Annotated in this window: 23 protein-coding genes and 1 pseudogene; 11 read left to right on the forward strand and 13 right to left on the reverse strand. The window is 59.7% G+C overall.

Translation table 11 applies throughout. The features are described from left to right. Positions 1-103: 103 nt before the first annotated feature. Both ACIQUI_RS05205 and ACIQUI_RS05210 read left to right on the forward strand, forming a co-directional pair. Positions 104-412 carry a transposase gene (locus tag ACIQUI_RS05205; RefSeq protein WP_226343021.1) on the forward strand — a complete coding sequence of 103 codons (309 nt, stop codon included), beginning with the start codon at positions 104-106 and terminating at the stop codon, positions 410-412. 8 nt (positions 413-420) lie between these two features. Next, positions 421-1,251 carry an IS3 family transposase gene (locus ACIQUI_RS05210; protein WP_403195716.1) on the forward strand — a complete coding sequence of 277 codons (831 nt, stop codon included), beginning with the start codon at positions 421-423 and terminating at the stop codon, positions 1,249-1,251. A 653-nt stretch (positions 1,252-1,904) separates the two neighbouring features. On the opposite strand, the gene ACIQUI_RS05215 is transcribed toward ACIQUI_RS05210, so the two are convergent. The 3 genes from ACIQUI_RS05215 to ACIQUI_RS05225 all read right to left on the reverse strand — a co-directional run bounded on the left by ACIQUI_RS05215 (position 1,905) and on the right by ACIQUI_RS05225 (position 5,946). Then, on the reverse strand, positions 1,905-4,394 hold the full coding sequence (locus ACIQUI_RS05215) for a TonB-dependent siderophore receptor (protein WP_403195556.1): 2,490 nt from the start codon (positions 4,392-4,394) through the stop codon (positions 1,905-1,907). 95 nt (positions 4,395-4,489) lie between these two features. Continuing rightward, complete coding sequence (locus ACIQUI_RS05220; RefSeq protein ID WP_403195559.1) at positions 4,490-5,422, reverse strand: FecR domain-containing protein; 933 nt, start codon at positions 5,420-5,422, stop codon at positions 4,490-4,492. Next, on the reverse strand, positions 5,419-5,946 hold the full coding sequence (locus ACIQUI_RS05225) for a sigma-70 family RNA polymerase sigma factor (RefSeq protein WP_403195561.1): 528 nt from the start codon (positions 5,944-5,946) through the stop codon (positions 5,419-5,421). Before ACIQUI_RS05225 ends, ACIQUI_RS05220 begins: the two co-directional genes overlap by 4 nt. 244 nt (positions 5,947-6,190) lie before the next feature. Between ACIQUI_RS05225 and ACIQUI_RS05230 the strand changes: the two genes are divergently transcribed. The 3 genes from ACIQUI_RS05230 to ACIQUI_RS05240 all read left to right on the forward strand — a co-directional run bounded on the left by ACIQUI_RS05230 (position 6,191) and on the right by ACIQUI_RS05240 (position 9,013). Continuing rightward, a complete protein-coding gene (locus ACIQUI_RS05230; RefSeq protein WP_403195718.1) occupies positions 6,191-6,799 on the forward strand; it encodes a GNAT family N-acetyltransferase in 609 nt (202 codons plus the stop codon). Next, positions 6,796-7,155 (forward strand): cupin domain-containing protein, encoded by a 360-nt coding sequence (locus ACIQUI_RS05235; protein WP_403195563.1) that lies wholly within the window; start codon positions 6,796-6,798, stop codon positions 7,153-7,155. The genes ACIQUI_RS05230 and ACIQUI_RS05235 overlap by 4 nt, the downstream gene beginning before the upstream one ends. 349 nt (positions 7,156-7,504) lie before the next feature. After that, entirely contained in the window at positions 7,505-9,013 is a 1,509-nt protein-coding gene (locus tag ACIQUI_RS05240) for an ABC transporter substrate-binding protein (protein ID WP_403195565.1), read from the forward strand. A 379-nt stretch (positions 9,014-9,392) separates the two neighbouring features. On the opposite strand, the pseudogene ACIQUI_RS05245 reads toward ACIQUI_RS05240, so the two are convergent. Beyond that, positions 9,393-9,626: pseudogene (locus ACIQUI_RS05245) on the reverse strand (NIPSNAP family protein); the annotation flags it as partial. Positions 9,627-9,714: 88 nt separating this feature from the next. Further along, positions 9,715-10,275, reverse strand: a complete 561-nt coding sequence (locus tag ACIQUI_RS05250; protein ID WP_403195568.1) for a hydrolase — start codon at positions 10,273-10,275, stop codon at positions 9,715-9,717. Positions 10,276-10,475: 200 nt separating this feature from the next. Between ACIQUI_RS05250 and ACIQUI_RS05255 the strand changes: the two genes are divergently transcribed. The 3 genes from ACIQUI_RS05255 to ACIQUI_RS05265 all read left to right on the forward strand — a co-directional run bounded on the left by ACIQUI_RS05255 (position 10,476) and on the right by ACIQUI_RS05265 (position 13,064). After that, positions 10,476-11,453, forward strand: coding sequence for a threonine/serine dehydratase (locus ACIQUI_RS05255; RefSeq protein WP_403195570.1), 978 nt, complete (start codon positions 10,476-10,478; stop codon positions 11,451-11,453). Then, positions 11,450-12,397, forward strand: coding sequence for an ornithine cyclodeaminase family protein (locus ACIQUI_RS05260; RefSeq protein ID WP_403195573.1), 948 nt, complete (start codon positions 11,450-11,452; stop codon positions 12,395-12,397). The genes ACIQUI_RS05255 and ACIQUI_RS05260 overlap by 4 nt, the downstream gene beginning before the upstream one ends. 157 nt (positions 12,398-12,554) lie before the next feature. Continuing rightward, positions 12,555-13,064: a ProQ/FinO family protein gene (locus ACIQUI_RS05265; protein WP_403195720.1), complete on the forward strand. Its 510-nt coding sequence runs from the start codon at positions 12,555-12,557 to the stop codon at positions 13,062-13,064. A gap of 104 nt (positions 13,065-13,168) precedes the next feature. Here ACIQUI_RS05265 and ACIQUI_RS05270 read toward each other — a convergent pair whose 3' ends face one another. Then, positions 13,169-14,353, reverse strand: coding sequence for a M20 aminoacylase family protein (locus ACIQUI_RS05270; RefSeq protein WP_403195577.1), 1,185 nt, complete (start codon positions 14,351-14,353; stop codon positions 13,169-13,171). Between the two features lies 1 nt (position 14,354). Continuing rightward, positions 14,355-15,656 (reverse strand): MFS transporter, encoded by a 1,302-nt coding sequence (locus tag ACIQUI_RS05275; RefSeq protein ID WP_403195580.1) that lies wholly within the window; start codon positions 15,654-15,656, stop codon positions 14,355-14,357. A gap of 374 nt (positions 15,657-16,030) precedes the next feature. On the opposite strand from ACIQUI_RS05275, the gene ACIQUI_RS05280 reads away from it, so the two are divergent. Then, positions 16,031-17,161 (forward strand): porin, encoded by a 1,131-nt coding sequence (locus ACIQUI_RS05280; RefSeq protein WP_403195582.1) that lies wholly within the window; start codon positions 16,031-16,033, stop codon positions 17,159-17,161. On the opposite strand, the gene ACIQUI_RS05285 is transcribed toward ACIQUI_RS05280, so the two are convergent. The 3 genes from ACIQUI_RS05285 to ACIQUI_RS05295 form a co-directional block, all read right to left on the reverse strand. Then, the gene (locus ACIQUI_RS05285) at positions 17,138-18,076 is read right to left on the reverse strand and encodes a LysR family transcriptional regulator (protein ID WP_403195585.1); all 939 of its coding nucleotides are present in this window, start codon (positions 18,074-18,076) and stop codon (positions 17,138-17,140) included. The two genes, ACIQUI_RS05280 and ACIQUI_RS05285, sit on opposite strands and share 24 nt — an antisense overlap. Before the next feature lie 57 nt (positions 18,077-18,133). Further along, positions 18,134-18,634, reverse strand: a complete 501-nt coding sequence (locus ACIQUI_RS05290; RefSeq protein ID WP_403195588.1) for a peroxiredoxin — start codon at positions 18,632-18,634, stop codon at positions 18,134-18,136. Between the two features lie 103 nt (positions 18,635-18,737). Then, on the reverse strand, positions 18,738-18,878 hold the full coding sequence (locus ACIQUI_RS05295; RefSeq protein ID WP_403195590.1) for a hypothetical protein: 141 nt from the start codon (positions 18,876-18,878) through the stop codon (positions 18,738-18,740). A 417-nt stretch (positions 18,879-19,295) separates the two neighbouring features. Between ACIQUI_RS05295 and ACIQUI_RS05300 the strand changes: the two genes are divergently transcribed. Beyond that, complete coding sequence (locus tag ACIQUI_RS05300; protein WP_403195593.1) at positions 19,296-20,225, forward strand: LysR family transcriptional regulator; 930 nt, start codon at positions 19,296-19,298, stop codon at positions 20,223-20,225. A gap of 426 nt (positions 20,226-20,651) precedes the next feature. Then, the gene (locus ACIQUI_RS05305; RefSeq protein WP_403195596.1) at positions 20,652-21,131 is read left to right on the forward strand and encodes a hypothetical protein; all 480 of its coding nucleotides are present in this window, start codon (positions 20,652-20,654) and stop codon (positions 21,129-21,131) included. A 145-nt stretch (positions 21,132-21,276) separates the two neighbouring features. On the opposite strand, the gene ACIQUI_RS05310 is transcribed toward ACIQUI_RS05305, so the two are convergent. From ACIQUI_RS05310 to ercA, 3 genes are all read right to left on the reverse strand, one after another. After that, positions 21,277-21,684: an OsmC family protein gene (locus ACIQUI_RS05310; protein WP_403195599.1), complete on the reverse strand. Its 408-nt coding sequence runs from the start codon at positions 21,682-21,684 to the stop codon at positions 21,277-21,279. 362 nt (positions 21,685-22,046) lie between these two features. Then, complete coding sequence (locus ACIQUI_RS05315; RefSeq protein WP_403195600.1) at positions 22,047-23,723, reverse strand: NahK/ErcS family hybrid sensor histidine kinase/response regulator; 1,677 nt, start codon at positions 23,721-23,723, stop codon at positions 22,047-22,049. Then, positions 23,707-24,870, reverse strand: a complete 1,164-nt coding sequence (gene ercA / locus ACIQUI_RS05320; RefSeq protein WP_403195603.1) for an alcohol dehydrogenase-like regulatory protein ErcA — start codon at positions 24,868-24,870, stop codon at positions 23,707-23,709. The genes ACIQUI_RS05315 and ercA overlap by 17 nt, the downstream gene beginning before the upstream one ends. Positions 24,871-24,973: the final 103 nt, after the last annotated feature.

Consider the following 24,973-nt stretch of genomic DNA (forward strand, 5'->3'; position numbering starts at 1 on the left):
CACCCGCAAGCTATCCACGACTTCTGTGGGAGCGGCTTTGAACTGGCTTAATGATCCCGGACACCTCTTAAGGGCGATATGATTCGCCCAATCAGGAGGTTCCATGCAAGAGCGAAAGACCTATACCCGCGAGTTCAAGCAACGTGCCGCCAGCATGGTTCTTGATGACAACGGCTCGATTCCAGACGTCTGTGCGTCGATGGAGGTCGGCCCTACGGCGCTGCGCCGCTGGGTTGATCAGGTTCGAAAAGAGCGTCAGAAGGGCCAGCCAGTAGCAGGTACCAAGGCAATCAGCGACGAACAGCGAGAACTCCAGGAGCTGCGGGCCAAGGTTAAGCGCTTGGAGACCGAGGCCGAAATCTTAAAAAAGGCTACAGCTCTCTTGATGTCGGATCCCGATCGTTTTTCCTGATCGAGGAACTGAGAGAGTCAGGCCTGTATCCGACCAGCCTGCTTTGCAGTGCGTTGAGCGTTTCCCGCAGCGCGTTTTATGACTGGCTTCGCCGCCGTTCGGCACTGAATACCAAGCGTAACGGGCTCAGAGAAAAAGTCGTTCAATTGCATGTCGAAAGCCGGGGAAGTGCGGGCGCGAGGATGATCTCTCAGTGCCTGAAAGCCCAACAGCTTAAGGTGGGGCGTTACCTGGCCCGAAAGCTCATGGAGGAGGCGAACCTGGCCAGTAGGCAGCGCCGCCGGCATCAGTATCGCTCCAAGGGTGTCGAGGCATATGTGGCCAAGAATCTGCTCGAACGTAACTTTGAGCCAACAGCCATCAACCAAGTCTGGTGCGGCGACGTTACCAGCTTGATGGTCGGGAAACGCTGGTATCACCTGGCAGTAGTCATTGATTTGTTCGCCCGCCGGATCGTTGGTTGGGCGTTTTCGCTAATCAACGACGCCAATCTGGTTAGCAAGGCACTGAGGATGGCGGTGGGCGTTCGAGGTAAACATGCCGGCTTGATGTTTCACTCGGATCAAGGCTGCCAATACACCAGTCAGCGCTTCCAATCCGAGCTGCTAGAGCACGGGATAACACAAAGCATGAGCCGCAGAGGGCAATGCTGGGACAACGCACCAACAGAACGCTTCTTTGGGACGCTCAAGTCAGAGTGGGTACCCAGCAAAGGTTACAAGGAAATTGATGAAGCTAGACAGGATATGACCAGCTTCTTCATGCGATACAACCGAATCAGGCTCCACAGCCACAACAACTACCTGTCGCCGATAGCTATGGAGCAGCAGGCGGCATGATCACCGTAATCGGTGTCCGGCAGAACTTGACCAGAACACTTTAGCCGCGAAGCAGGCGACGCGTTGGCTGGCACCGGCTTTGCCGGTGTTCGCGGCTAAAGCCGCTCCCACAGTGTGCGCGATTCGCCCGCGAACTCAGTTTGTCAGCACCTGCCTTGGGTCGACAGCTGCCGGGTGCGAATGACCGTTTTCGACCTACAGCGAACAAATCATCGATATTGGTCGCCCCCCAGCACAGGGAGTTGCTGGGAACTCAGGCCGGGCGGCGCATAGCGAGCACTGTGCTTGCATGGCTGCGAATAGTGCCACACCTGCCTTCAATCCTATGGTCTTTCCTGATTGCACGATGTCCGCTTCGGGCCGGTGTAAATGACCGCTATCGACCCGAAGCAGCCAGTGAGCCGAACAGCAATGTTTGTGGGAGCGGGCACGTCGAGGCGTCGAACCGCCGCGAAGAATCCACCGCGGAGCCTGGCACCGGCTCCGCCGGTGTTCGCGGGCGCGCCCGCTCCCACAGAGTGCGCGTAGCGCTCACGAAGCGGCTTTTTCAGCGGCTGCTTCGGGTCGAAAGCGGTCATTCACAACCGACAGCTATCGACCCGAAGCACACTTCTGAATACCGGGGCCGCGGCCCCCACAAGTCCAGCAGCCTTTCAATACTCCCAACGCAATGTGGCGGTCACGCTACGGGGCTCCCCGTAAAGATCACTGTAAACACTGGTGCTGGCGTAGTATTTCCTGTCGAACAGGTTGTTGACATTGACGGTACCGGTGAAGTGGTCGTCGAACCGGTAGCGTGCCAGCAGGTCAACCAAGGCATAGCTGCCTTGACTGGCCTTCAGGGTAGTACCCGGAATCACTTCGGTGTTGCCGTAACTGGTTGCGCTTTCCCAGCGAATGCCGCCGCCCAGGGTCAAGCGATTGAGGTCACCGGTCAGGTCATAGGTGGTGAACAGTTTGAAGGCGTTTTTTGGAAAGCCGACGTTGACGTCCACACCGTCAGGATAATACGTGTTGACGTGGCTGTAAGACGCTTGCATCTGCCAACCCGGCAGCACCTCCCCCGCTACTTCCAACTCAAGCCCTTTGATTTTCACATCCGCCGGCTGCACCAGGGTGGCGAACGAGTTGGGGTCGGTCAGGCCTGAGTCAACAGGGTAATTACTGATCTTTGACTCGAACAGCGCGGCAGTCAGGTTGAGCCTGCCGTCGTAGTATTCACCTTTCGCACCCACCTCATAGCTGTCGCCTTCGGTAGGGTCCATGAAGGTTCCCTGGACGGTCTTGCTCGATTGTGGCTTGAAGATGCTGGTGTAGCTGGCGTAGATCGAGTGATGCTCGTTCAGGTCATAGACGATGCCGGCGTAGGGCGTAAGCTCACCATTTTCTCGTTTCTTGCCATCACCCGGCGCATAGTCGATGGGGTCACCGTAGTAGATCATCGACTGATCCAGCTTGAAGTAGCTCAGGCGCGTGCCGAGGATTACCGACAGAGCATCGGTGGGTTTCAGGCGCACAGTACTGTAGGCGGCGTATTGGCGTTGGCTGTACTTGACGTCGCCCTGGCGGTCGAGTGGCGGTTTGTCGATATCGCCACGCCATTCGAACACATTGGGGATCGCCGGGTCCCAGCCACTCCCGCTGCGGTCATACCACAACGGATAGGCGCCGGTGTTGCTGCGGTAGCGCATGGCACTGACCCCGACCACCAATTCGTGCTCACGCCCCAACAGGTTGAAGGGGCCGGTGATATAGGCGTCCAGCGAGTTCTGCTCGGGCTTGCTCGGCCACTTTGCCATGAACAGCCCGGTACCGGCACCGGTCTGTTGGTTGGGGTAGCCGAAGCTGCTGAACCAGCCGTACTCGATATCATTGTCGTCACGCACATTGGTCACCGCGACCTTGGCTAGCCAGTTATTGTCGAAGCGGTGCTCGTAGGTGCCAAAGATCGAGGTGCGCTGGCGGTCGGCATGGCTCCAGTCCGCGGCGGAGTTGAACGAGCGCTTGAAGTCGGTGCGTTGGCCATTGCTGTAGAACGCCGGGAAGCCGAAGTACCCGCAGGCGTCACAATTGCGCACCTGGTAGTCGATACCGAAGCTCACGGTATCGCGCTCGCTCAGGTCCGCCTCGATGATGCCGTAGGCCACCTGCCGCTCGGTGCTGAGGCGGTCGGTGAAGGAGTTGGCGGTCTGGTAGGCACCGACCAGGCGCCCACGCACGGTACCGTTTTCCACCAGCGGGCCTGAAACATCGACCTCGGTGCGGTAATTGTCCCAAGAGCCGACACTGCCCTGGACCGAGGCAGCGAACTCGCGTGTTGGCCGCTTGCGCACCATGTTGATGGTGGCTGAAGGTTGGCCGGTACCGCTGAGCAGCCCGGTGGAGCCGCGCACGATCTCGACCCGGTCATAGACCGCCATGTCGTTCGACTGGCTGCTCATGGAGGGCTCGAATACCGTGGGAATGCCGTCCACCTGGAACGTTTCGACCTTCATGCCACGCGAGAAGATACCGACTTCATCGTCCGAAGCATTGCTCTTTTTCTTGTAGAGCACGCCAGGCGCCTGGGCCAGCACGTCTTCCAGGCTCACCAAGTCCTGATCACGCATACGCTGGCTGGTCATCACACTGACCGCCTGAGGTGTTTCGCGGATCGACAGCGGCAGTTTGGTTGCGGTCCGGGCACCCCCCGTGGTGTAGGAGCCAGTGCCTTGCGTGGTATCACCCAGGCCGCTGGCATTGACGTTGGTGGCGCCCAGTTGCAACGCAGTACTGCCTGCTGTTTTTTCCGTCAGCAGATAGTTGTCTCCGGTTCTGAGCGCCTCCAGCCCGGTACCTTGAAGCAGCACTGCGAACCCCTGGTCCACGCTGTAGCGGCCCTGCAAACCGGGGGTTTGACGACCATCGGTCAATGCGGTTTCGAACGAAAGTACGACCCCTGCATCGCGTGCAAACTGGTTCAATGCCGCGCCGAGCGGGCCAGGCGCAATCCGGTAAGCCTGAAGTGTTTGTTCTGCACAGGCCTGGCTGGCCTTGTTGGTCAGCGGCTGGATAAAACCGACCTGGATGACGACTGCTGCACCCAATAAAAGCCTGGGCAATGTGCGTGGTGAGGTACTGGCGGGTGGGGTGAGGCGTGGCATGTCTGCTCCTTCAATTGCCATTGGCAGGCTGTTTGAAGGGAAAGCACGGACGAGTTTTAAAAATCGACAATGGCAGCGAAACTTTTTTTCAGGTTTTACGAGAAGCGAACCCAGTAACGGGTACGTGTTTCCATTTTCAGCTTCAGCGCCTGACCGATGACAAGCAACGTGCGCTCCATATCGTCCAAAGGGAATACACCGGAAACGCGCACCCCGGCCACTGCATCGCTGCATCGTATGAAACCTGTCCGATAGCGCTCCAGTTCACGCAAGGTTCGGTCAAGTCGCCAGCCGTCCACTACCAGAAGGCCATGGCTCCATTCGCTTTCACTCAGGTCAGCGGGCTGTGGTGCAAGCAGTTGCGTGTTGTCAAAGTCCAGGCGCATGCCAGCCTGGACGATGGTTGCCTGGTTGCGGCTGTCGTTACGCACAGCCACCGCATGCTCCAGTACTGTCAGCCGAGTGCGGTCGCCAAATAGCCGGACATTGAAGCGGGTCCCCAAGGCTCGCATGTCACCGTGCGAACTGCGCACATGCAAAGGGCGGGAATCGGCTGCGGTTTCCACGAGGATTTCACCCGCGTGCAACACAATGAGCCGATTTTCGGCGTCGTAGCGAATATCTGCGGCAGAGGCCGTATTGAGATGAAGCCGAGTACCGTCGGCAAGGGTGAGACTACGACGCTCACCCACGCGGGTGCGCAGGTCTGCAAACCACTCCGGCGCCTGCATGTAACCACCGCCAATGATGGTTGCCGTCCCCAAGCCAAGCATCAGCCCCTTCAGCAGCGCACGCCGCCCCATGGTGCTCGCGTCCTGGCTCAGCGTTTGCCGAGCCAGTGCTGCCGGGACGCCTTGCAAGCGGCACTGTAAACGCTCTACCCGTGACCACGCCCACTGGTGCATAGGGTCAAGCCGAAGCCAGTCTTCCTGTTGACGACGTGTGACCAGGCAGTCTGGCAATTCACCTAATCTGGCATGCCATTGTGCTGCGGCGCGCAAGGCCAAGTGCCGATCGGACAAGCTCATGCTTCTGAGTCCAGTTCGAAAAACAGGCAGCGTTCAGTTGCCTTGGCAATGTACTTGGTGACGGAGCTGACCGAAACATTCAAGCGTTCAGCGACCTCTCTGTAGCTGAGGCCGTCCAGTTGAACGAAGAAAAATGCTTGCCGTACCTTGCTGCCCAGGCCATCGAGCATTGTGTCCAATTGCATCAATGTTTCAAGAACGATCAGACGGTGTTCGGGCGAACACCCCTGTGATGCCGGCTCATTGGCCAGGTACTCAAGGTACGTTTGCTCCAGCTGGCGGCGACGGAGTTGATCGATCATCAGCCGCTTGGCTACGGTTGCAAGATAACTCCGAGGCTCTTGAGGAATGCGGGTCAACGCACCGCTGATCAACCGTACGAAGGTGTCGTGAGTGAGGTCTGCTGCACGCTCGTTGTCACCCAGGCGCCTGCGTATCCATCCCGTCAGCCACTGGCTGTGATCACGGTAAAGGCTGTGAATGTCGTCGCCAATCGAGGCAGGCGGTTGCGGCCCGTTCGACATCCTTGGCTCCTCGCGATCATCAATGCAGATAAGAATTGATCGCGATTGTAATCAGCCAATGAAATTTTGGAAACAACTAATCCAGGTGGGAGCCCGGCTCGTACGGCGCATTGCGGCCGGGGCATGCGTGGGCCAGCGTCGCACGTCGTGCGTAGGGTGTCGTCCTGAGCATGATGGCAACCGTTCAACCCGCCTACCCTGCCCTGTCAAAGGCGTGATCCTTGAAAGCCAGCCACCCGATCCCATGGAAGCACCTTGCATGTCTATCAACTTCAGACCCGCTCAAGCCTCGGACGCGCACGATATTGCGCGCTTCTTCCAACTGACATCGGAAGGCATGGCCGATTACATATGGAGCAAGCTTGCCGCACCTGGCGAAGCATTGCTGAGCGTCGGTGCGTCCCGCTATGCCAGGGAACAGGGCGACTTTTCCTACAAGAACTGCCTGATGGCCACGTTCGACGGGCGTGTCATCGGCATGATGCATAGCTATGCCTTGCGCGAAACCGCTGACAGGCCTGTCGAAACAGACCCGGTCCTCGCGCCTTATTCCGACATGGAGATACCCGACACCTTGTACATATCCAGCCTGGCCCTGGATGAGGCCTGGCGCAGCCAGGGGCTGGGCGCCCAGTTTCTTCGCCACGCCCAGCAGCGCGCCGAGGACGCTGGCCTGGATGGGCTATGCCTGATCGATTATGCAGAAAACCACGGTGCACGCCGTTTCTACGAACGTCACGGTTTTCAAATTGTTAAAACCTGCCAGATCGTTGCGCACCCGATGCTGGGCGTAACCGGTGAAGCCTATTTGATGTATCGCCCTACCCACCATCTGCTCGAGAAAAAACCATGAACAAGAAACTGACCGTGTTCCGCGAACTGGACATCCAACCGGTGCGCGACCTCCCCTTTTTTGAAGAAATCCTGGAAGGCACCCCGCATACGCTGACATCCAGGTTCTATCACGATGAACAGCAAGGCCGCATTTCCGGTGAATGGGAAGCCAGCGTCGGCGCGTGGCGCATCGACTACAAAGTCTGGGAGTTCTGCCATGTGCTGAGTGGACGCTGCATCATCGAGCTTGAAGGGAGTGCCCCTGTCACACTGGCCGCTGGCGACACGTTCATCATCGAACCAGGCGCCAAGGGCAAATGGACCGTGTTGGAAGACATGAAAAAGAATTTCGTGATCCTCTTGCCCGTGAACTAGCCACGGGTTCGCGTTTCATCGAGCGCAACGCGAGGGCAGTTTGCAGGTATGTCACTGCCTGATGAGGCTGGGGTCACGGGCTATTGCGAACGCTGCTGAACACCGCCATGGCACGTGATTGCTGGCACCGCATCAGTAATGCCACAATGCCGCGCCAAGCCTTGCACGCCAAACGATAAGCGCGATTCACGGACCCTCCACTATGCCCAGCCTCCGTAGCTGCTCCAATACACCAGGTCAGCCGCGCAGACATCTACTGGGTCGGCTGCGTGGGCTACTGTGTTTTGTGCTGTTCTCGGCTCAGGCTGCATGGGCGAGCCCGGGCACCCAGCAGAATGGCCCGCTACAGGTGGTTGATGTACAGCTGCGCTGGAAACACCAGTTTCAGTTCGCGGGCTATTACGCCGCCATCGCACAGGGCTATTACCGCGAAGAAGGCCTGGAGGTGCGCTTACACGAGGGTGGCCCCAATGTCACCCCGGTGGAAGAAGTGCTTTCCGGGCGCGCCCAATATGGCGAAGCCAACAGCGAACTGCTTTTCGCACGCCTGCATGGCAAGCCCTTGGTCGCGCTTGCGGTGATTTTTCAGCATTCCCCCTCTGTGCTGCTGGCTCGCACCGACGAAGGGGTACACACCGCGCACGACCTGATCGACAAGCCGGTGATGCTGATGGATGCACAGACCGATGCCGATTTTCTGGCGATGTTCCGCAGCGAGGGTATACCCCTCGAAAAACTGCAACTGCTGCCCAGCAGTTTTCAGGTTGAGGACCTGGCCAATGGCAAAGTGACGGCCTTCAACTCGTACTCGACCAACGAGCCCTTCTACCTGCAACAGCGCGGTGTAGGGTACAACGTCATCTCACCCGTCACCTACGGGATCGACTTCTACAGCGACATCCTGTTCACCACGCAAGCCGAAATCGATGAGCATCCACAACGGGTCGAGGCTTTGCGCCGCGCCACGCTGCGTGGCTGGCGCTACGCGATGGACAACCCCGAGGAAATCATCAATCTGCTGCTCGATGAGTATTCGGTGGAGAAAAACCGTGCGCACCTGGAGTTCGAAGCTCAAGCCATGCGCCCACTGGTGCAATCCGACTTGATCGAGATCGGGCATATGAACCCGGGGCGCTGGCAACGTATGGCCGAAACGTTCCTCGATCTGGGCATGGTCGACAGCATCGACGGCCTGGAAAACTTCATCTACGACGCCAACCCGCCACAGCTTGTCGAGCGGCTGCGCAAGACGATTGTGCTGATCAGTATTGGCGGCGTGCTTGTGCTGATGTTCACACTGGTGCTGTTGAACACCCAGCGCCATCTGCGCAACGAGATCAAGTTACGCAAACGCGCTGAAGAGGAAGTCCGCAAGCTGGCCTTCCATGACAGCCTGACCGGCTTGCCCAACCGCAACAGTTTCATTCCCTTCGTCGGCCAGAAGCTGCTTGGCGCCAAGCGCCGTGGAGAGCATCTGGCCCTGTGCTATATCGACTTGAACAACTTCAAGCAGATCAATGATTGTTTTGGCCACCAGGCGGGCGATGCCGTGCTGGTTCATGTAGCCTCGGCCATCAAATCCCATATTCGCGAGTTTGAAATCGCCGCGCGCATGGGCGGCGATGAATTTGTCCTGCTCCTTGATGGCGCACATCACAAACACGATATCCAGCGCATCACCCAGGAAATCTGCAAGGCTGTCGAGCTGCCCATGCCTTGGAAAGGCAAGCAGATCAAGGTCAGCGCCAGCCTGGGTGTGGCCTGGTACCCGGAAGATGGCGAACACCTCGACGAACTGATGTTCAAGGCCGATACCGCCATGTTCCAAAGCAAAGCCAGTAACGCTGCGCAGGCCTGAACTGTTTTACGAACAGCGCCTCGGAAAAGACACTTATGGCGATTGAATGGATCGGCTGTGGGAGCGGCTTTAGCCGCGAAGCAGGCGACGCGGTGGCTGGCACCGGCTTTGCCGGTGTTCGCGGCTAAAGCCGCTCCCACAGGCATAGTGTTAACTCGAAGCCAGCACAGTTCCTGTGGGAGCGGGCGCGCCCGCGAAGAATCCAACGCGGGGCCTGGCACCGGCTGCGCCGGTGTTCGCGGGCGCGCCCGCTCCCACAGAGTGCGCGTAGCGCTCACGAAGCGGCTTATTTCAGCGGCAGCTATGTGTCGAAAGCAGTCACTCCTGAACGCAAACTCCCGCCCCTTTGTCCGGATTAGTTGATACACCCCGGTTTGTCTCACTCCAACACAGGCCGAAGAAAGCTCCGCTCGTAACTGACAATAAACTTCAACTCGCAAGCTTCCGCCACCAGACGCTGACCTTCAGCATCCTGCGCAGCCTCCAGGCGATAGCGCTCGTAATCGCAAAGGCTGGCGAAACTGAACAGGCAGTAAGCGACGTTCTTGGCCCCTTCCGCCGGCAGGAAATACCCGTGATAGTGCCCGCGCTTGGTCAAGCGCGACTGATTCCGAATGCTCCAGATCCCAGCCCGCCATGTCCAGATGGCCTTGCAGGTTTGCCGCAAGCACGGCGTGGCGACATGTGCGCCAGGTAAACAGCTAAGGCTGCTCGCCCGCCAGGAAGGCTTTGCTGATTTCCCGGAACTGTTCGTGGCTGGCGCTACGCAGCAGTTCGAACACGACCATTTCCCGAGTGACTACCTGAACACCCAACGCCGCCATACGCTGGAGCGCCGCGAGGTGGTTTTGCGCCGTGCGGCTCGACGTGGCGTCGGCGACCACGAACACCTGCTTGCCGCTGGCCACCAGGTCGAGCGCGGTCTGCAGCACGCACACATGGCATTCGATACCGCAGAGAACGACCTGCCCGCGCTGCATCAGCGATGGCGGCAGGCAGTCGGCGGGTACGCAGGAAAAATGCAACTTTTCCACCACCGGCGCCGAGGCGCAGGCCTCTTTCAACCGTGACAGGGTCGGGCCAAGGCCCTTCGGGTACTGCTCGGAAAACACCACCGGCAGCGCCAGCCGTGCGCAAGCGGCCACCAGCCACTCGACCCGTGCGGTCAGGCGCTCGGCCTCATGCATGGCGCCAATCAGTTTTTCCTGGACATCGATAACCAGCAACGTCGCCTGGCTTGCATCAATCAAAGCAGCGCTCATAAAGCACCTATCCTTTTGTTGTTTTCAGTACCGGTCACAGCACCGCGCTGTTGGCCTTCAGCTTCGCATTCTGCCCTGCAGTGTAACCCGCCGCCTGCTCAAACTCGGCCAGGAGAAAAACACTCGGGATTGAAGGTGCTTGCCGCAAATAGATCAATAGTCTACGGTAGATAACTATTCCACAAAAGGATTCTGCAAAAATGTCTGTCGACGCCAGTTATCTATTGTCCCTTTACCAGGCGATTAGCGAAGCTCACCAGGCACTGCGCCCGCAAGTGAGCGTTACCCCGCTAACCCACAGTGCTCGGCTGTCCGCAATGACCGGGTGCACAGTCTTGCTCAAATGCGAGCACCTTCAGCACACGGGTTCCTTCAAGTTCCGCGGAGCCAGCAACAAACTCCGGCTGCTGCCGCAAGCCCAGCGCAAGCTGGGTGTGATCACCGCTTCGTCCGGGAACCACGGGCAAGGCTTGGCGCTTGCCGGGAAAATGCTCGGCGTACCGGTCACGGTCTACACCACCACTTCTGCATCCTCGTACAAGCTGGATGCCATCCGGGCCCTCGGCGCCGCCATCGTCGGCCTGGATACGGATCCGCTGAGCGTCGAGCTGGAAGCTGCCCGGCAGGCTCAGGCCCAACGCATTCCTTTTGTGTCGCCGTACAACGACCCCGAAGTCATCGCAGGCCAAGGTACGATCGGCATCGAGCTGTTTGAGCAGGCACCGGACCTTGACGCGGTATTCGTCGCCGTTGGCGGTGGCGGGATGATTTCAGGCATTGGTGCAGCGCTGCGTGCCCTGAACCCGAACATCGACATCATCGGTTGCTGGCCAGCCAACGCCCCAACCCTGCAGAAATCGCTCGAAGCCGGCGAGATCATAGAAATGCAGGAGGATGACACGCTGTCGGATGGCACTGCGGGTGGCGTCGAACCTGGCAGTATCACGTTCCCCCTCTGCCAGAGCCTCATCACCCGAACCGTGCTGGTCAGCGAGCAAGCAATCAAGGCAGCCATGCGCGATGTCGCCAGCGCTGAGCGCTGGATCATCGAAGGCGCAGCGGCCGTTGCCGTAGCCGGCATGCAAAAGCTGGCGGGTGAATACCAGGGCAAGCGCGTCGCGGTGGTCATTTGCGGCCGTAACATTGTGCTGGAAAAGTTCCTGGGGGCCGTTCAATGAATGTCTACAGCAAAGCGCAAATCATCGCTCGGCTTGACCTGGAGCTCGCCGTACGGCGCCTTGAAGAAGGCTTTATCGCCTTCTCGGCGGGCAAGGCCCAGGTGCCCCCGGTTCAAGCATTTGCGTTCACCGAGGCGAATGGCGACTGCTGCGTGAAGTCGGCTTATCTGGAAGGTAGCGACACCTTTACCGTGAAAGTGTCGACCGGCTTCTATGACAACCCGTCAAAAGGCCTGGAAAGCAACGATGGCTTGATGTTGGTGCTGTCTGCCACAACCGGGCAGCCGCTTGCACTGATGCAGGATGAAGGTTGGCTGACGGGTATCCGCACCGCCTTGGCCGGCCGTATTGCTGCACGCTTGCTGGCCCCCAGCAACGTGACCGCCATCGGCATTCTTGGCACGGGCATGCAGGCACGCCTGCAGCTTGAGCAACTGGGCGCCGTTACGCCTTGCAGGAACGTGGTCGTCTGGGGCCGTGATGAGCCCGCCCTCGATGCCTACAAGGCCTTCGCCAAGGGGTTGGGGTATCAGGTGCAAACTACCCGGAACGCGGCGGATGTAGCCCGCGCAGCTAACCTGATCGTCAGCGCAACGCCCTCTCGTGAGCCACTGCTGATGCGCGAATGGGTACAGCCTGGTACGCATATCACAGCGGTTGGCGCCGACGCTGCGGGGAAACAGGAACTCGACGCAGCGCTCGTCGCCCGGGCAGACCGCATCATCGTCGACTCGCTTCGCCAGTGCAGCCAATACGGCGAAGTTTCACACGCGCTCAAGGCCGGCTTGATCAGCGACAGCCAACTGGCGGAACTGGGTGCGCTGCTTGCCGGGCAAGTGCGCGGGCGTGACAACGACCATCAGATCACCTTGGCCGATCTTACCGGCGTGGCCGTCCAGGATGCCCAGATTTCGCGCTGTGCATTGGCCTGCATGGAAGGCTGACAAACACCGACGTCACCTGCGTTACCACCTATGCAGCCTTCATCAGACTGCTTGGTATCCCCATGAAAAATGGGTATTCATCCTGTTTATGCTGATCTGTAGCGCTATATGGAATATCCTTGCACACGCAATCAACTTCCAAGCAGTGAATCGAACGATGGGTTTTGAACAACTAGCCGAGCTACGTGACCGCCTGCGGGCAGAAAAGGTGCAGGAAAAGGCCGATACCGCGAAACAGCCGAAGCGCAAGCCCGCCCCGAAGGCCAAGCCTCGTGAGCAGGACCCGGCGGTGGCAGCGATCTGGCCGTTGCAGAAGCACTTTCCGCTGGCCTTCCCAGTGAATCCGGCGCCCAAAGTGCCGCTCAAGGAAGGTATTTTCAAGGATGCCGAGCAACATCTGGAACTGCTTGGGTTAACCCCTGAACAGCTTAAGCTGGGCATCTCCACCTGGTGCCGGGGCAGCCGATACTGGGCAAGCATGGTGGAAAATGCGCCGCGCCTGGACCTTAATGGCCAACCCGCTGGCACTGTGACCGCCTCTCAGGCGATGTATGCCAAGCAGCAAGCATCGCGCCAGCGCAGCCAGGACCGCCGTAACCGTGAAAAGGCCAAAGCACGTGCTGCGGCACCGGCCGCCGATAGCGTAGTGGAGCAGGCTACGGACTAAACCAGGTCGCAAGCGTCCTGGCCTTTTTTCCGCCTCCTGAACGGCGACGGCAGCTTTGAGTGCAAAACTGCCGCCAGCCGACTCCATGTTTCACGGAACTTGTATCACCGCAGGTAATCCTCAACCCACTTTACCCAACACTCGGCCCCAATCTTCACCAACGCATCGTTGAAGTCGTAGTGAGGGTTGTGCACCGAGCACCCATGAAACTCGCCCGTGCCGTTGCCCAGCATGAAGTAGCAGCCAGGCCGTGCCTGCAACATGTAGGCGAAGTCTTCGGTACCCATCACCTTCTTCGGCATCTTGTCCAGCAGCGCGCCATCGGCGAACAGCGGCCTCAGGCTTTCGCGCAGCAACGCGCTCTCGTGATCGCTGTTGCACAATGCGGGTGCCAGCTGGGTGAACTGCGCCTCGATCTTCACGCCAAAACTTTCGGCGTGCCCCTTCACCAGGGCGTCAATGCGGCTGTTGATCTTCTGCTGGGTCTCGGCCGTGTCGGTGCGCACGCTCAGCAGCATGCAAGCTTCGTCGGGGATGATGTTGTAGACGGTACCGGCCTGGATCATGCCGATGCTGATCACGGCATATTCCTCCACGCTCAGGTTGCGCGACTTGATGGTCTGGATGCCGCCGATCAGGCTGTTCAATGCCATCACCGGGTCCACCGACAGCTCGGGCATCGCACCGTGCCCACCTTTGCCGGTGATACGAATGCTGACGCGCTCGGAGGACGCCATGGTCGGCCCCGCCTGTACCACACAGGTACCCACCGGCATGCCGGGCATGTTGTGCAGCGCATACACCGAGTCACACGGGAAGCGCTCGAACAGGCCATCGTCGATCATCGCCTTGGCCCCGGCCAGGCCTTCCTCGTCCGGCTGGAAGATCACGTTCAGCGTGCCGTTGAAGTTGCGCGTGGCCGCCAGTTGCGCAGCGGCTGCCAGCAGGATGGCGGTATGCCCGTCATGGCCACAGGCATGCATACGGCCAGGAATTTTGCTGGCATGTTCGAAGGGGTTCTTTTCGCTCATGGGCAAGGCGTCCAGGTCGGCACGCAAGCCAATGCTGCGCGGGCTATCCCCTACTTTCAACACCCCGACCACGCCATGCCCGCCTACGTTACGATGCACTTCATAGCCTGCTGCCTGGAGCTTTGCGGCCACCAGCGACGCCGTGTCGGGGGTGTCGCCGCCAAGTTCTGGCGCGGCGTGGATCTGCCGACGGATCCTGACGAACTCATCCAGCTCTGCTGGCGAGCGCCGTGGTTCATTGCTCTGGAACGTGCCCATGTCACTCGCATCCTTTGTTTTCAGGGAAGTATTTGAGGCAGGCCAGGCTGACAGCGCCCCCGGCCAGCAGGAAGTAGGCCGGGGCCAGAGGTGTGCCCAGCGCGGCAATCAGCCAGGTCGCCACCAGCGGCGAGAAGCCGCCGAAAATCGTGACCCCCAGGCTGTAGCTGACCGAGGTGCCGAAAGAGCGCCGTGCTTTCGGGAAACCCTCCATGATCAGCGCAAAGAACGCACCGGCACCGATGCAGGTCGGCAGGGTCAGCACCGCCACGCACATCATGGCCAGGCCCATGTGCTGCACCTGCCCAAGCAGGTAGAACACCGGCAGCGTCAGTACCACCGGGGCAGCAACCGTCCACCCAAGCAGGCGCTTCCTGAGTTGATGCTTGTCGGCGAACTTGCCGGCCAACGGGCAGATGATCGCCATGCAGCCGCTGCTGATACAGGCGATTGCCATCGCGCTGCCCGCCGGGTAATGCAAGGCGGTGGTCAGGTAGGTGGGCATGTAGAACACGAACAGGTACATGCCGATGGTCGAGCTGGCCATCAGGCCAATGCCTTGGGCGATACGCTTGAGCAATTCGGCGTCCAGCCGCTGTTCGGCCTTGTGCGCAGGCGCGGCCTCATGGGTTTCAGGTAAACGCGTGCGGATGTACCAACCGACCGGGCCGATCAGCAGGCCGAAAATGAACGGGATCCGCCACCCCCAGCTTTCCAGCGCAGCAGGGTCGAGCACCTGGCTGAGGGCAAAGCCCAAGCCGGCCCCGACCAATGCCGCATACCCTTGGCTGGCGGCCTGCCAGCTGACGTTCTGGCAGCGGTTGCCGACCGCACTGGACTCCATCAGGAATACCGACGCGGTACCCACCTCCCCGCCCGCCGACATGCCCTGGATCAGCCGCCCGGCCACCAGCAGCAGCGTTGCGCAGATACCGATCTGCGAATAGGTCGGCGCAAAGGCGATCATTGCAGTACCCAAGGTCATCAGGCCGATGGTCAGGCTCAATGCCGCTTTGCGCCCGCGCCGGTCGGCGTAGCGGCCGATGACCATCGCCCCGACCGGGCGCATCAGGAAACCGACGCCAAAGGTGGCCAGTGACATCAGCAACGACGCCATCGCCGAGTCAGAAGGGAAAAAATGCTTGCCGATCAACACAGCGAAGAAGCTGTAGATCGTGAAGTCGTACATTTCCAGCGCGTTGCCCAGCGAGCAGGCAATCAAGGTCTTGCGTGAGGACGATGCCTGCGCGGCTGAGGGCGCGCCCGTCTGCATGCGGGTCGGTGCGGGTAGCGGTGTAGTCATTGTTATCTCCGATGGCAAATCGCGGCATGCAGCGAATATCAGCCAATCGGGGGCTCAACACACTTGCAGTTTGGGCATGTGGCTAACCAATGGTTAATTGACCGGGCCGCTGGTTGACCAATTTGCCCTGAGACGGCGCACAGATTGCCTTGCCCGGGCGCGGTGCCCCGATAACGCTCAGCCAGCAGGCCTTGGCGCATGGCCTTGCGCCGTGGCCGAAGCCGGTCTGGAACAGCCCTTCCCGCCAACCTGAAAGGCCCCGCCAGGCCTTGATTAACCAATCGGCATGACATGGCCGAATAAGCAATCACACTGCAACGTGGTGTTCACCGACGCTACAGCCACCACATCACTGTGCTGGCCTGGAGTCATGAATGAACACTCGCATTACGTCGTTGCTGTTGATGATCCAAGGGGCATGCCTTACCACGCAGGCGCAGGCCGAGGGCTTTCCCACGCTCGGCCGGATTGCACCGGGTTTCGGTTACTACGGGGTGGATAGCGGTTTCGATGACAAGCTCAAGGTCTACGGAACGCTGGATGCATTCGCCAGCTATCACGACTCGCAACACCATTCAGGCTATCGCCTGGCGGGCGGCGGCGCATGGACCAACAAGCTCGGGCTGTACGCCCGCAAGGGGCTGACCCCCGACACCGTGCTGGAACTCGACGTAGAGGAAGGCTTCAATATCAATGGCAAGGCCCTGGAGGGCACCTGGGACACCATTGGCAGCCTGCGCCTGGCAACCGTTGCCCTGCGCTCGCGCACGCTGGGCAAGCTTGAATTCGGCAAGACCTACAACATGGGCACGCCCACCTACGCCGACCCGTTCCTGGCCACTTATGGTTCGCCCTACACCTACCTGGCCCTGCCTGCTGCCGGCAAAGGCGCTTATTACCTGGACATGCGCCCCAAGCACACCTTGGCCTACACCAGCCCGAACATGAACGGCTTCACCGTCGGCACCGCGCTCAGTTTCGGCTTCGACGATGCGGCAAGCGCCGGGCGCACCGTGCGCGGTGGCGGTACCAGGCTGCAATACCGCAACAGCAAGGTGATGCTCATGGCCTCCTATAACCTTTACTACAGCGACCCATGGGACGACGCTGGCACCTCGCGCCAGACGGCCAACCACTTCAAGAGCCTGTCGGCGTTCTACGATTTCGGCCCGCTGGCCACCAGCCTGACCTGGCAACGCCAGGACGTGGACCAGGCCGGCACGCCTGACACCACGTTGTACACCTTCGGCGTGATGGCGCCAGTGGGCAAACTGGATGTGCTGCGCCTGGCCGTCATGCAACGCCAGGTCACGGCCCGCGACAAGGACGCAACCGGGGTGATGATCGGCTATGACCACTTCATCAACCCACGCTGGGCCGTGTACGGGCGCCTCGGCATGATCGCCAACCAGCGTGCGTCATCGGTGACCTACGCCGGCACCCCGCTGGATCAGGTTGGCGACAACCCAAGCAACATCTCGCTAGGCATGTACTATCACTTCTGACGCCACTGCACGGGTTTGCCTGAGCACCTGCCCGCGCAAGCTGTGGAACAGCTCCTGGGCAGGTGCCGTAAGGCTGTGGCGGTCGATGCAGACCAGGTTGATCGGGTAATCCGGAATCAGCTCCTGCACCGCCATGGCCACGTACTCGCAATCCACGCCAAAGGTGAACCCCTGGTCCACGGCCAACTCGCTGATGGTCATCAACGACTCGGTGTTCTTCAGCAGCTTGAGGGCCATCATCACCGAAGTGCATTCCACGGTGTTCTGGGGCACCCGAAGGCCGTTGGCCTCGAACAGCTGGTTAAATTGCGAAGCCTGGTCGGATAGCTCGTCCAGGCTGATCCAGTGGGCGTACTGCAAGGTGCGCAGTGACCTGGAAAACTTTTGCTGGTTCGACGCGTGGCAGATCACCCTGCCCTTGATGCTGCCCAACGCCTCCCAGTCCAGGTTCAGCCGGCTCAGCGGTTGCTGGGAGGTAATGGCAAAGTCCAGGCTGCCATCGCGCAGTCGTTGCAGGATCTGGCTGGGCCGCAGGTCGGTGATGGTAATCTTCACCCGCGGATACTTGCGCCGGAAGGCCAGAATGCTTTCATCGACCCCATCCAGCATTGCCGTCAGCGATGTGACCCCGATAGACACCGCACCCAGCGCGGCATCCTGAATGCTAGCCGCCTCGATCTGCAGGCGCCGGATGCTCTCTACCACCAGGTTGGCATGGCGGATGACGCGCTTGCCTTCCTCGGTAAGGGCCATGCCTTTGTGCGACCGCTGCAACAGGGTAAAACCGACCTCCCGCTCCAGTTCCTTGATCGAACGGCTCAGCGCAGGCTGGGTAATGTGCATGAGCTTGGAGGCTTCAAGGATGCTGCCTGCGTTATGGATGGCGACCAGCGCCCTGAGTTGGTGAAGTTTCAACCGTCTGTACCTTGTTGTTATCGGATCGGTCTGAACTGCTGGGCTTGCCGGATGGAATCAGCGCAACGCAGCCAGCATGCTCGCGGCATCACTGACCTCGAACTTGCCGGGCGCCTCGACTGCAACATGTGTGACTACCAGGTTGTCCACCACCATGGCATAACGCAGCGAACGGCGCCCCATGCCGCGAGCCGACAGGTCCTGGATCAGCCCCAGTGCGTCGCTGAATTCACCGTTGCCGTCGCCGATCATCTTCACCGCCTCGCCTACTTGCAGGCTGCTGCCCCAGGCGTTCATGACAAAGGCATCGTTCACCGAAACGCAAAGGATCTCGTCAATGCCGGCTGCGAACAACGCAGGTGCTGTAGCCACATAACCCGGCACGTGTCGTTCCGAACAGGTAGGCGTGAACGCCCCCGGCAAGCCGAAGATCACTACTTTTTTATGCTTGCAGCGCTCATGCACTGAAAAGGCATGTGGGCCGATTGCGCAGGTGCCTGCGTCGTTGTTGTATGCGTGAAGCGTGACGTCGGGCAGTTGCTCACCGGTCTTGATCATCGTGGTCTCCTGGGTGCGTTGAAGGCTGGGCGCGATATGATGCCGCAGTCCACCAAGCCAGGTACACCGTGCTTGCAGCATTGCCTCCCGGTTACGTCGCAGCTCAAGGGACCAATATCGCCTGCGCATGGTCAATGGCGGGAATCGGCACCTGGCCCCGTTGAGTGGACAGCCATTCGCGCATGCGCCTGGTATCGAAGATCTGGCCTTCTTCCATCATTACCAGGATGAGCGCTTGGGACATTCGGTAACAACCGCATTGGGCACAATGGCGCTCTTCCCATCCTTGGGTGCACTCGACGGACTGCGCCTGTCCTGCGCAGATCAGACAACTCATGTAAGCCCCCTGTTGTTCTTGTTGCATGGAGGGTGGTAGCAATGCCAGCAGAATAGTCACTGGCGCCGAATTGACATGAGATTTTCGTGCCAACTCCAGAATCCTTACCGGCCTGTTCGCAGCACAAGACTGCTACTACTGCGTTTCGTCATGGTCTTCAACGTTGCGCGGTGCCCGCGAAGAGCCCAGTGCAGGCGATGCATCATGAACGCCACTAAAAAAACGGTGAATTATCTTCAATACCGTTCATGCAATGGCGCTGTCTAGAATGCCCCCCTATCACCGCGCGGCCGCACCTTTTTCGAGTGACCCAGATTTTTGCCCATGATCGATCTACGCCACCTGCGAACCCTCCACGCGCTGCGTGAAACCGACAGCCTGCACGAGGCCGCCGAGCGCCTGCACCTGACCCAGTCAGCGCTGTCGCACCAGTTTCGCGACATGGAAGAGCGCATCGGCATGCCACTGTTCGTGCGCAAATCCAGGCCTGTGCGGTTCACCAGTGCCGGGCTGCGGCTTTTGCAGTTGGCGGATCAGGTGCTGCCGCAGATCCGCAATACCGAACGGGACCTGGGCAAACTGGCCGGGGGGTCGGCCGGGCGGCTGCACATCGCCATCGAATGCCACAGCTGCTACCAGTGGCTGATGCCTTCAGTGGATGAGTTCCGCGGCGCCTGGCCAGAGGTGGAGCTGGACCTCGCTTCCGGTTTTTCCTTCGCGCCACTGCCAGCGTTGGAGCGCGGCGACCTGGACCTGGTGGTCACCTCCGATCCGGTGACACTGGCGGGTATCAGCTACGTGCCATTGTTCGGTTACGAGGCACTGCTGGCGATCGACAACCATCACAGCTTGCGCCACAAGCCTTACCTGGAACCTGCGGACATCGCCAGCCAGACACTGATCACCTACCCGATCGAACACGACCGGCTGGATATCTTCACCCGCTTCCTCGACCCGGCCAATGTCGAACCGGCGCAGGTACGGACTTCGGAACTGACCGTGATGATGATGCAACTGGTGGCATCCGGGCGCGGCGTCTGCTGCCTGCCGAACTGGGCAGTGCACGAGTACAGTTCGCGTGGCTATGTTACCGCCAAGCGCCTTGGCGAACAGGGCCTGCAGGCGAACCTGTACGCGGCGTTGCGCAGCGACATGCTGGAAGTGCCGTACGTGCGTGATTTCCTGCTGACGGCCAAGGACATATCCTTTACCACGCTGGCAGGTGTGAGCGTGGCTTCGGATTCGGTTCGCTAGCGCCGGCGCCATCCACCGCGTCGACTGTTTCGCGGGCACGCCCGCTCCCACAGGATCACCACAGTCTCGGGACGTGCACAATACCTGTGGGAGCGGGCGCATCGAGGCGTCGAACCGCCGCGAAGAATCCAACGCGGTGCATGGCACCGGCTGCGGCATCACCGAGGTGCTCGAGGATGTCGCTGATCCACATCGCCAAAGCCAGGCTCTGTATGAAACGCCTTGATACTTGGTCATGCTGTGTTAAAACGCTGCCTATTGCCCGATCAAGGCAACGGATATTAAGTTTCCCCGACGAATACCTGACATTTTTGTCAGTTGCGTGCCTCAGATGAACGGACCAACAATACCAGGAGAAATTGACCTCCTACAGGAAAATATTAGCCCTTTGGAGATTCAAAAAAATGTCCGCCAAGGAGATGAGTCATGAATATCCGTATCAACCCTGAGACCTCAAACACCTTTGAATCACTAAGAACGGGAAAAGATACGTTCCGCTATATCATATGCAAGCTCGAAGAAAATGAAGTTGTTGCCGTGCGTGCAGTCAATCAGACAGAACTCGGCACCGCCAATGACTACAATGACAATAGCAAAAGTGCCTGGGAGCATTTCGTCGCGAATCTTAAGTCCCTAACTCAATCTTTCAAGGAATGCAGATATGCTGCGTTTCGCTTCCAATTTATGTCTAACCGTGGGGGCGCCGAACTTTCAAAAATGGACAAAATTTTATTTATTAACCTTTGTCCGGATGATGCACCTGCTAAAATGAGAAAGATATACACCTCAAACGCCAAGGCAGTTCAAGAAGCGCTGGGTGGGAACTCGGTCTTAGCCCTACAGGTCACGGATGAGTCTGAGCTTGAGCATGGCGCAATTCTTTCCACATTAGTCTCCCGACTTTGAGACACCCGCTCAGGTAAGGAAAAAACAGCCGAGGATGCGGAACTAACAGGAGTGGATGAACATCCCTAGGCTGTTTTAAACGCAGCATGATCAAGTATGAAAACAGACGCCGCTCAGTCGGCACCATCACACTCAGAGTGTATGCTCATTCAACCAGCTTGCTGGCGATGATAATTTCGCCGCTCAACACCTTGTGAATGGGGCATGCGTTGGCAACCTCCAGCAAACGCGCACGCTGCTCGTCGCTCAGCGCCCCTCGCAGGCGGATCTCGCGCGCAATCTGAATCCTGGGTTCACGCCCCAGCTGCTCCTGCTCGATGGTGATGTCTACATCGATGGCTTCCAGCGGCATTTCCTTGCGCTGTGCGTACATGGCAACGGTGATGGACGTACAGGCCCCAAGGGATGAGAGCAACAATTCATGGGGCGACGGCCCGACATCCTTGCCCCCTGCCTGTACGGCGACATCACTGGACCACTGATGCAGGCCATTGGTGATATTCACCTGGTAGGCCACGCCTTCGAATGATGCGCGGATTGCTCGCTCTGCCATGGAAGCTCCTGATTTTAGGTTGTCCTGAAACAGCCCTGCTGTTTGGGCTGCGAGGGTTGAATGATAGAAGTACCAGGCAGTTGGCAGTAGGCGACGGATTTGCACCACAGCGTTCTGTGTGGTGAACGCAGGCTTCAGGCTTACGCAGTCCCTGTGGGAGCGGCTTTAGCCGCGAACACCGGCAACGCGGGTGCCATGCACTGCGTTGGATTCTTCGCGGGTGAACCCGCTCCCACATGTACTGTGCAAACCTTGAAGGCTGTGGTGACCGCTGTGGGAGCGGGCAAGCCCGCGAAGAATTTGCGAAAAGATAGGCCGCCTTAGGCTCAGCGGCGTGTTCCATGTGCGCGAAGCGTCAGCTCTTATCGTACAGAACCTACGAGCAACTGGCTCAACACTGCCCGCAACTTCCCAGGTTTGACCGGTTTGTTCAGCAGCGGTGCTCCCAACTTCTGCAAGCCCCGCCGGCACTGATCGCTGCGATCTGCGGTGATGATCACCGCCGGTATGGCAACCGCAAAATGCTCACGCAAATACCTGACAACCTCGCAGCCAACCACGCCATGGTCCAGGTGGTAGTCGGCCAGGATCAATTCCGGCGCCTGCCCCTGCAAAGCCAGCAAGGCCCCAGCCTGATCAGTTGCGGTGACCACCTCACAGCCCCACTGCCCCAGCAGCGCCCCCATGCTCTCAAGGATGCTCACTTCATTATCCAGCACCAGCAAGCGGCGGCCCGGTAGCGGGTTGCCGACGCTTGGCAGCGGCGCAGCCTGGTGAACGGCCAATGGCATGGCTGTGCCAATTGGTACCTCAATACTGAACACCGAACCACGCCCCGGCCACGAACGCACCTCGATCCGGTAGCCGAGAATCTTGGCAATCCGCTCGACGATGGCCAAGCCCAGCCCCACGCCCTTGCGATCCGCTGCGCGGCCGACATCCAGCTGGTTGAACTCTAGGAAGATTGCCTGCAACCGGTCCTGGGCAATGCCCCGCCCGGTATCCCACACCTCCAGCCGCAAATGGCCACCCCGGCGCCTGGCTCCCAGCAAAATCCTGCCTTCATCGGTGTAACGGCAAGCGTTGCTGAGGAAGTTGCGCAGGATGCGCGTCATCAGCCGCAGGTCAGTGCTGATGGCATAGTCCGGGATGCGTGCATGCAGTTTGTGGCCTTGCGCGTCGGCTACCGTGCGGAACTCCGAGACCAGTGGCCCGAACAGCTCGTCCAGGCGGTACACGGCCACGTCCGGTTTGACCGCTGCCTGGTCGAGCCGGGAAATATCCAGCAGGTCGGTCAGCAGGTCCTCGGCACCCTCCAGGGCCTGGTGGGTACGCTCCACCAACACGTGCTCGGCCTCTGGCAATGGCCGCTCGCGCAAGGTCGAGATGAGCAGGCGAGCGGCATTCAGTGGCTGCAACAGGTCATGGCTGGCGGCAGCGAGGTATTTGTCCTTGCTGCGGTTGGCGGCCTCTGCAGCATCACGGGCCTCCAGCAATTCATCGGTACGTGCAGCAACCCGTTGCTCCAGTTCGTCATTGAGCTGTTGCAAACGCTGCTGGGCCTGCTTGCGCTCGGTGATGTCGGCGACAAAACCCTCCACCAACCCCTCTTGCCCGGGCTTGAGCAGCAGGTTCATCAGCACATCGAGGTGGCTGCCGTCCTTGCGGCGCAGGCGGGTTTCGTAGCCGTGCAGGCTGCGCTCACGGGCGAGAATCGCGGTAATGGCCTGCAACTCCTCGGCACCGCCATCGAACAGGTGTGTGGCCAGGTCTGTCAGGGAAAACAGTACTGCTTGCGGGTCGTCATAGCCAAGCATGCGCGCCAGCGCCGGGTTGGCGGCACGCATGCCGTCTTGCAGGCTGGCCTGGAAGATCCCATGCACGGCGTTTTCGAACAGCCATTTATAGCGGTTGCGTTCGGCTTCCAGTTCATCCAGGCGGGCAGAAAGCTCCGGGTAATGGCTTTTGCGTGCCGAGTGGTCGCCCAGCCCCAGCAACCCGGCCAGCGCCCGCTGCTGCTCATCAGAGGGCCTCGCCATAGACCACCTCGACATCACGCTGGCTCGACGCACGGGGGTTGGTAAGGATGCACGGGTCACCCATCGCATGTTGCGAGAGGAACGGAATATCGGAGGTTCGCACGCCGTGCAGGCCCAGGGTTTCATGGAAGCCGATGGCGTGCTTCAACGCGATCAGGTGCTCCACCAGGCGCCCGCAAATCTGCCGATGGTTGAGGCCACGGCAATCAATACCGAACACTTCGGCAATCACCTTGAAGCGCTCCGGCGCCGAGCTGTAGTTGAACGCCACCACGTGCTCCACAAGCACCGCGTTGCACAAGCCATGGGGCAGGTCGAGAAAGCCGCCAAGGCTGTGGGACATGGCGTGAACCGCACCCAGGATCGCGTTGGAGAACGCCAGCCCCGCCTGCATGCTGCCCAGCATGATCTTCTCGCGCAGGCCGATATCGGCGGGGTTGGCGATCATCTCCACCAGGTTGCCATTGATCAGGCGCATGGCCTCCAGGGCATGGGGGTCGGTCAGCGGGCCGTGGCCGGTAGACACAAAGGCTTCGATGGCATGCACCAGCGCATCGATACCGGTACAGGCCGACAGGAACGGGTCCATGCTCAGGGTGGTTTGCGGGTCGATCAGCGACACATCCGGCACCACCGCCTTGCTGACGATGGAGAACTTCATGCGTTCCTGCTGGTTGGAAATGATCACGAACTGCGACACGTCCGCCGAGGTGCCAGCGGTGGTCGGGATCAGGATCAGTGGCGGGCTGGGCACGCGGATCATGTCCACGCCTTCGAATTCGAGGATGCTGCGCCCGTGGGCGACCACGATGCCGATGGCCTTGCCGCAATCCATGGGGCTGCCGCCGCCAACGGCGACGATCACGTCACAGTGGTTTTGCCGGTAGATCTCGGCACCGAGCATCACCTCTTCGACCCGCGGGTTGGGTGATACGGCCGTGTACAGGCAGTAGTCGATGCCCTGCGCCTGCAAGCTGGCCTCCACATCGGCCACCCAGCCGGCGGCGATCACGCCGGGGTCGCTGACCACCAGCACCTTGCGTGCGCCGAAGGTCTTTGCGTAATTGGCAACGTTGTGCCGGCAACCGGCACCGAAGATGATTTCAGGCGAGACAAACTTGCGAAGCGGGCTGAAACTCTGGCTCATCGTGAAGCCTGTTCTTATTGTTCTGGGAGGTAACTGCCAGCGTAAAGCATCCCGCAGCGAAAGCAACCAGACCAAAGGGTGGCACTGGCTCAACCACAGGTAA

This window comes from Pseudomonas sp. NPDC090592, from assembly GCF_044769185.1.
Taxonomy (GTDB): Bacteria; Pseudomonadota; Gammaproteobacteria; order Pseudomonadales; family Pseudomonadaceae; genus Aquipseudomonas.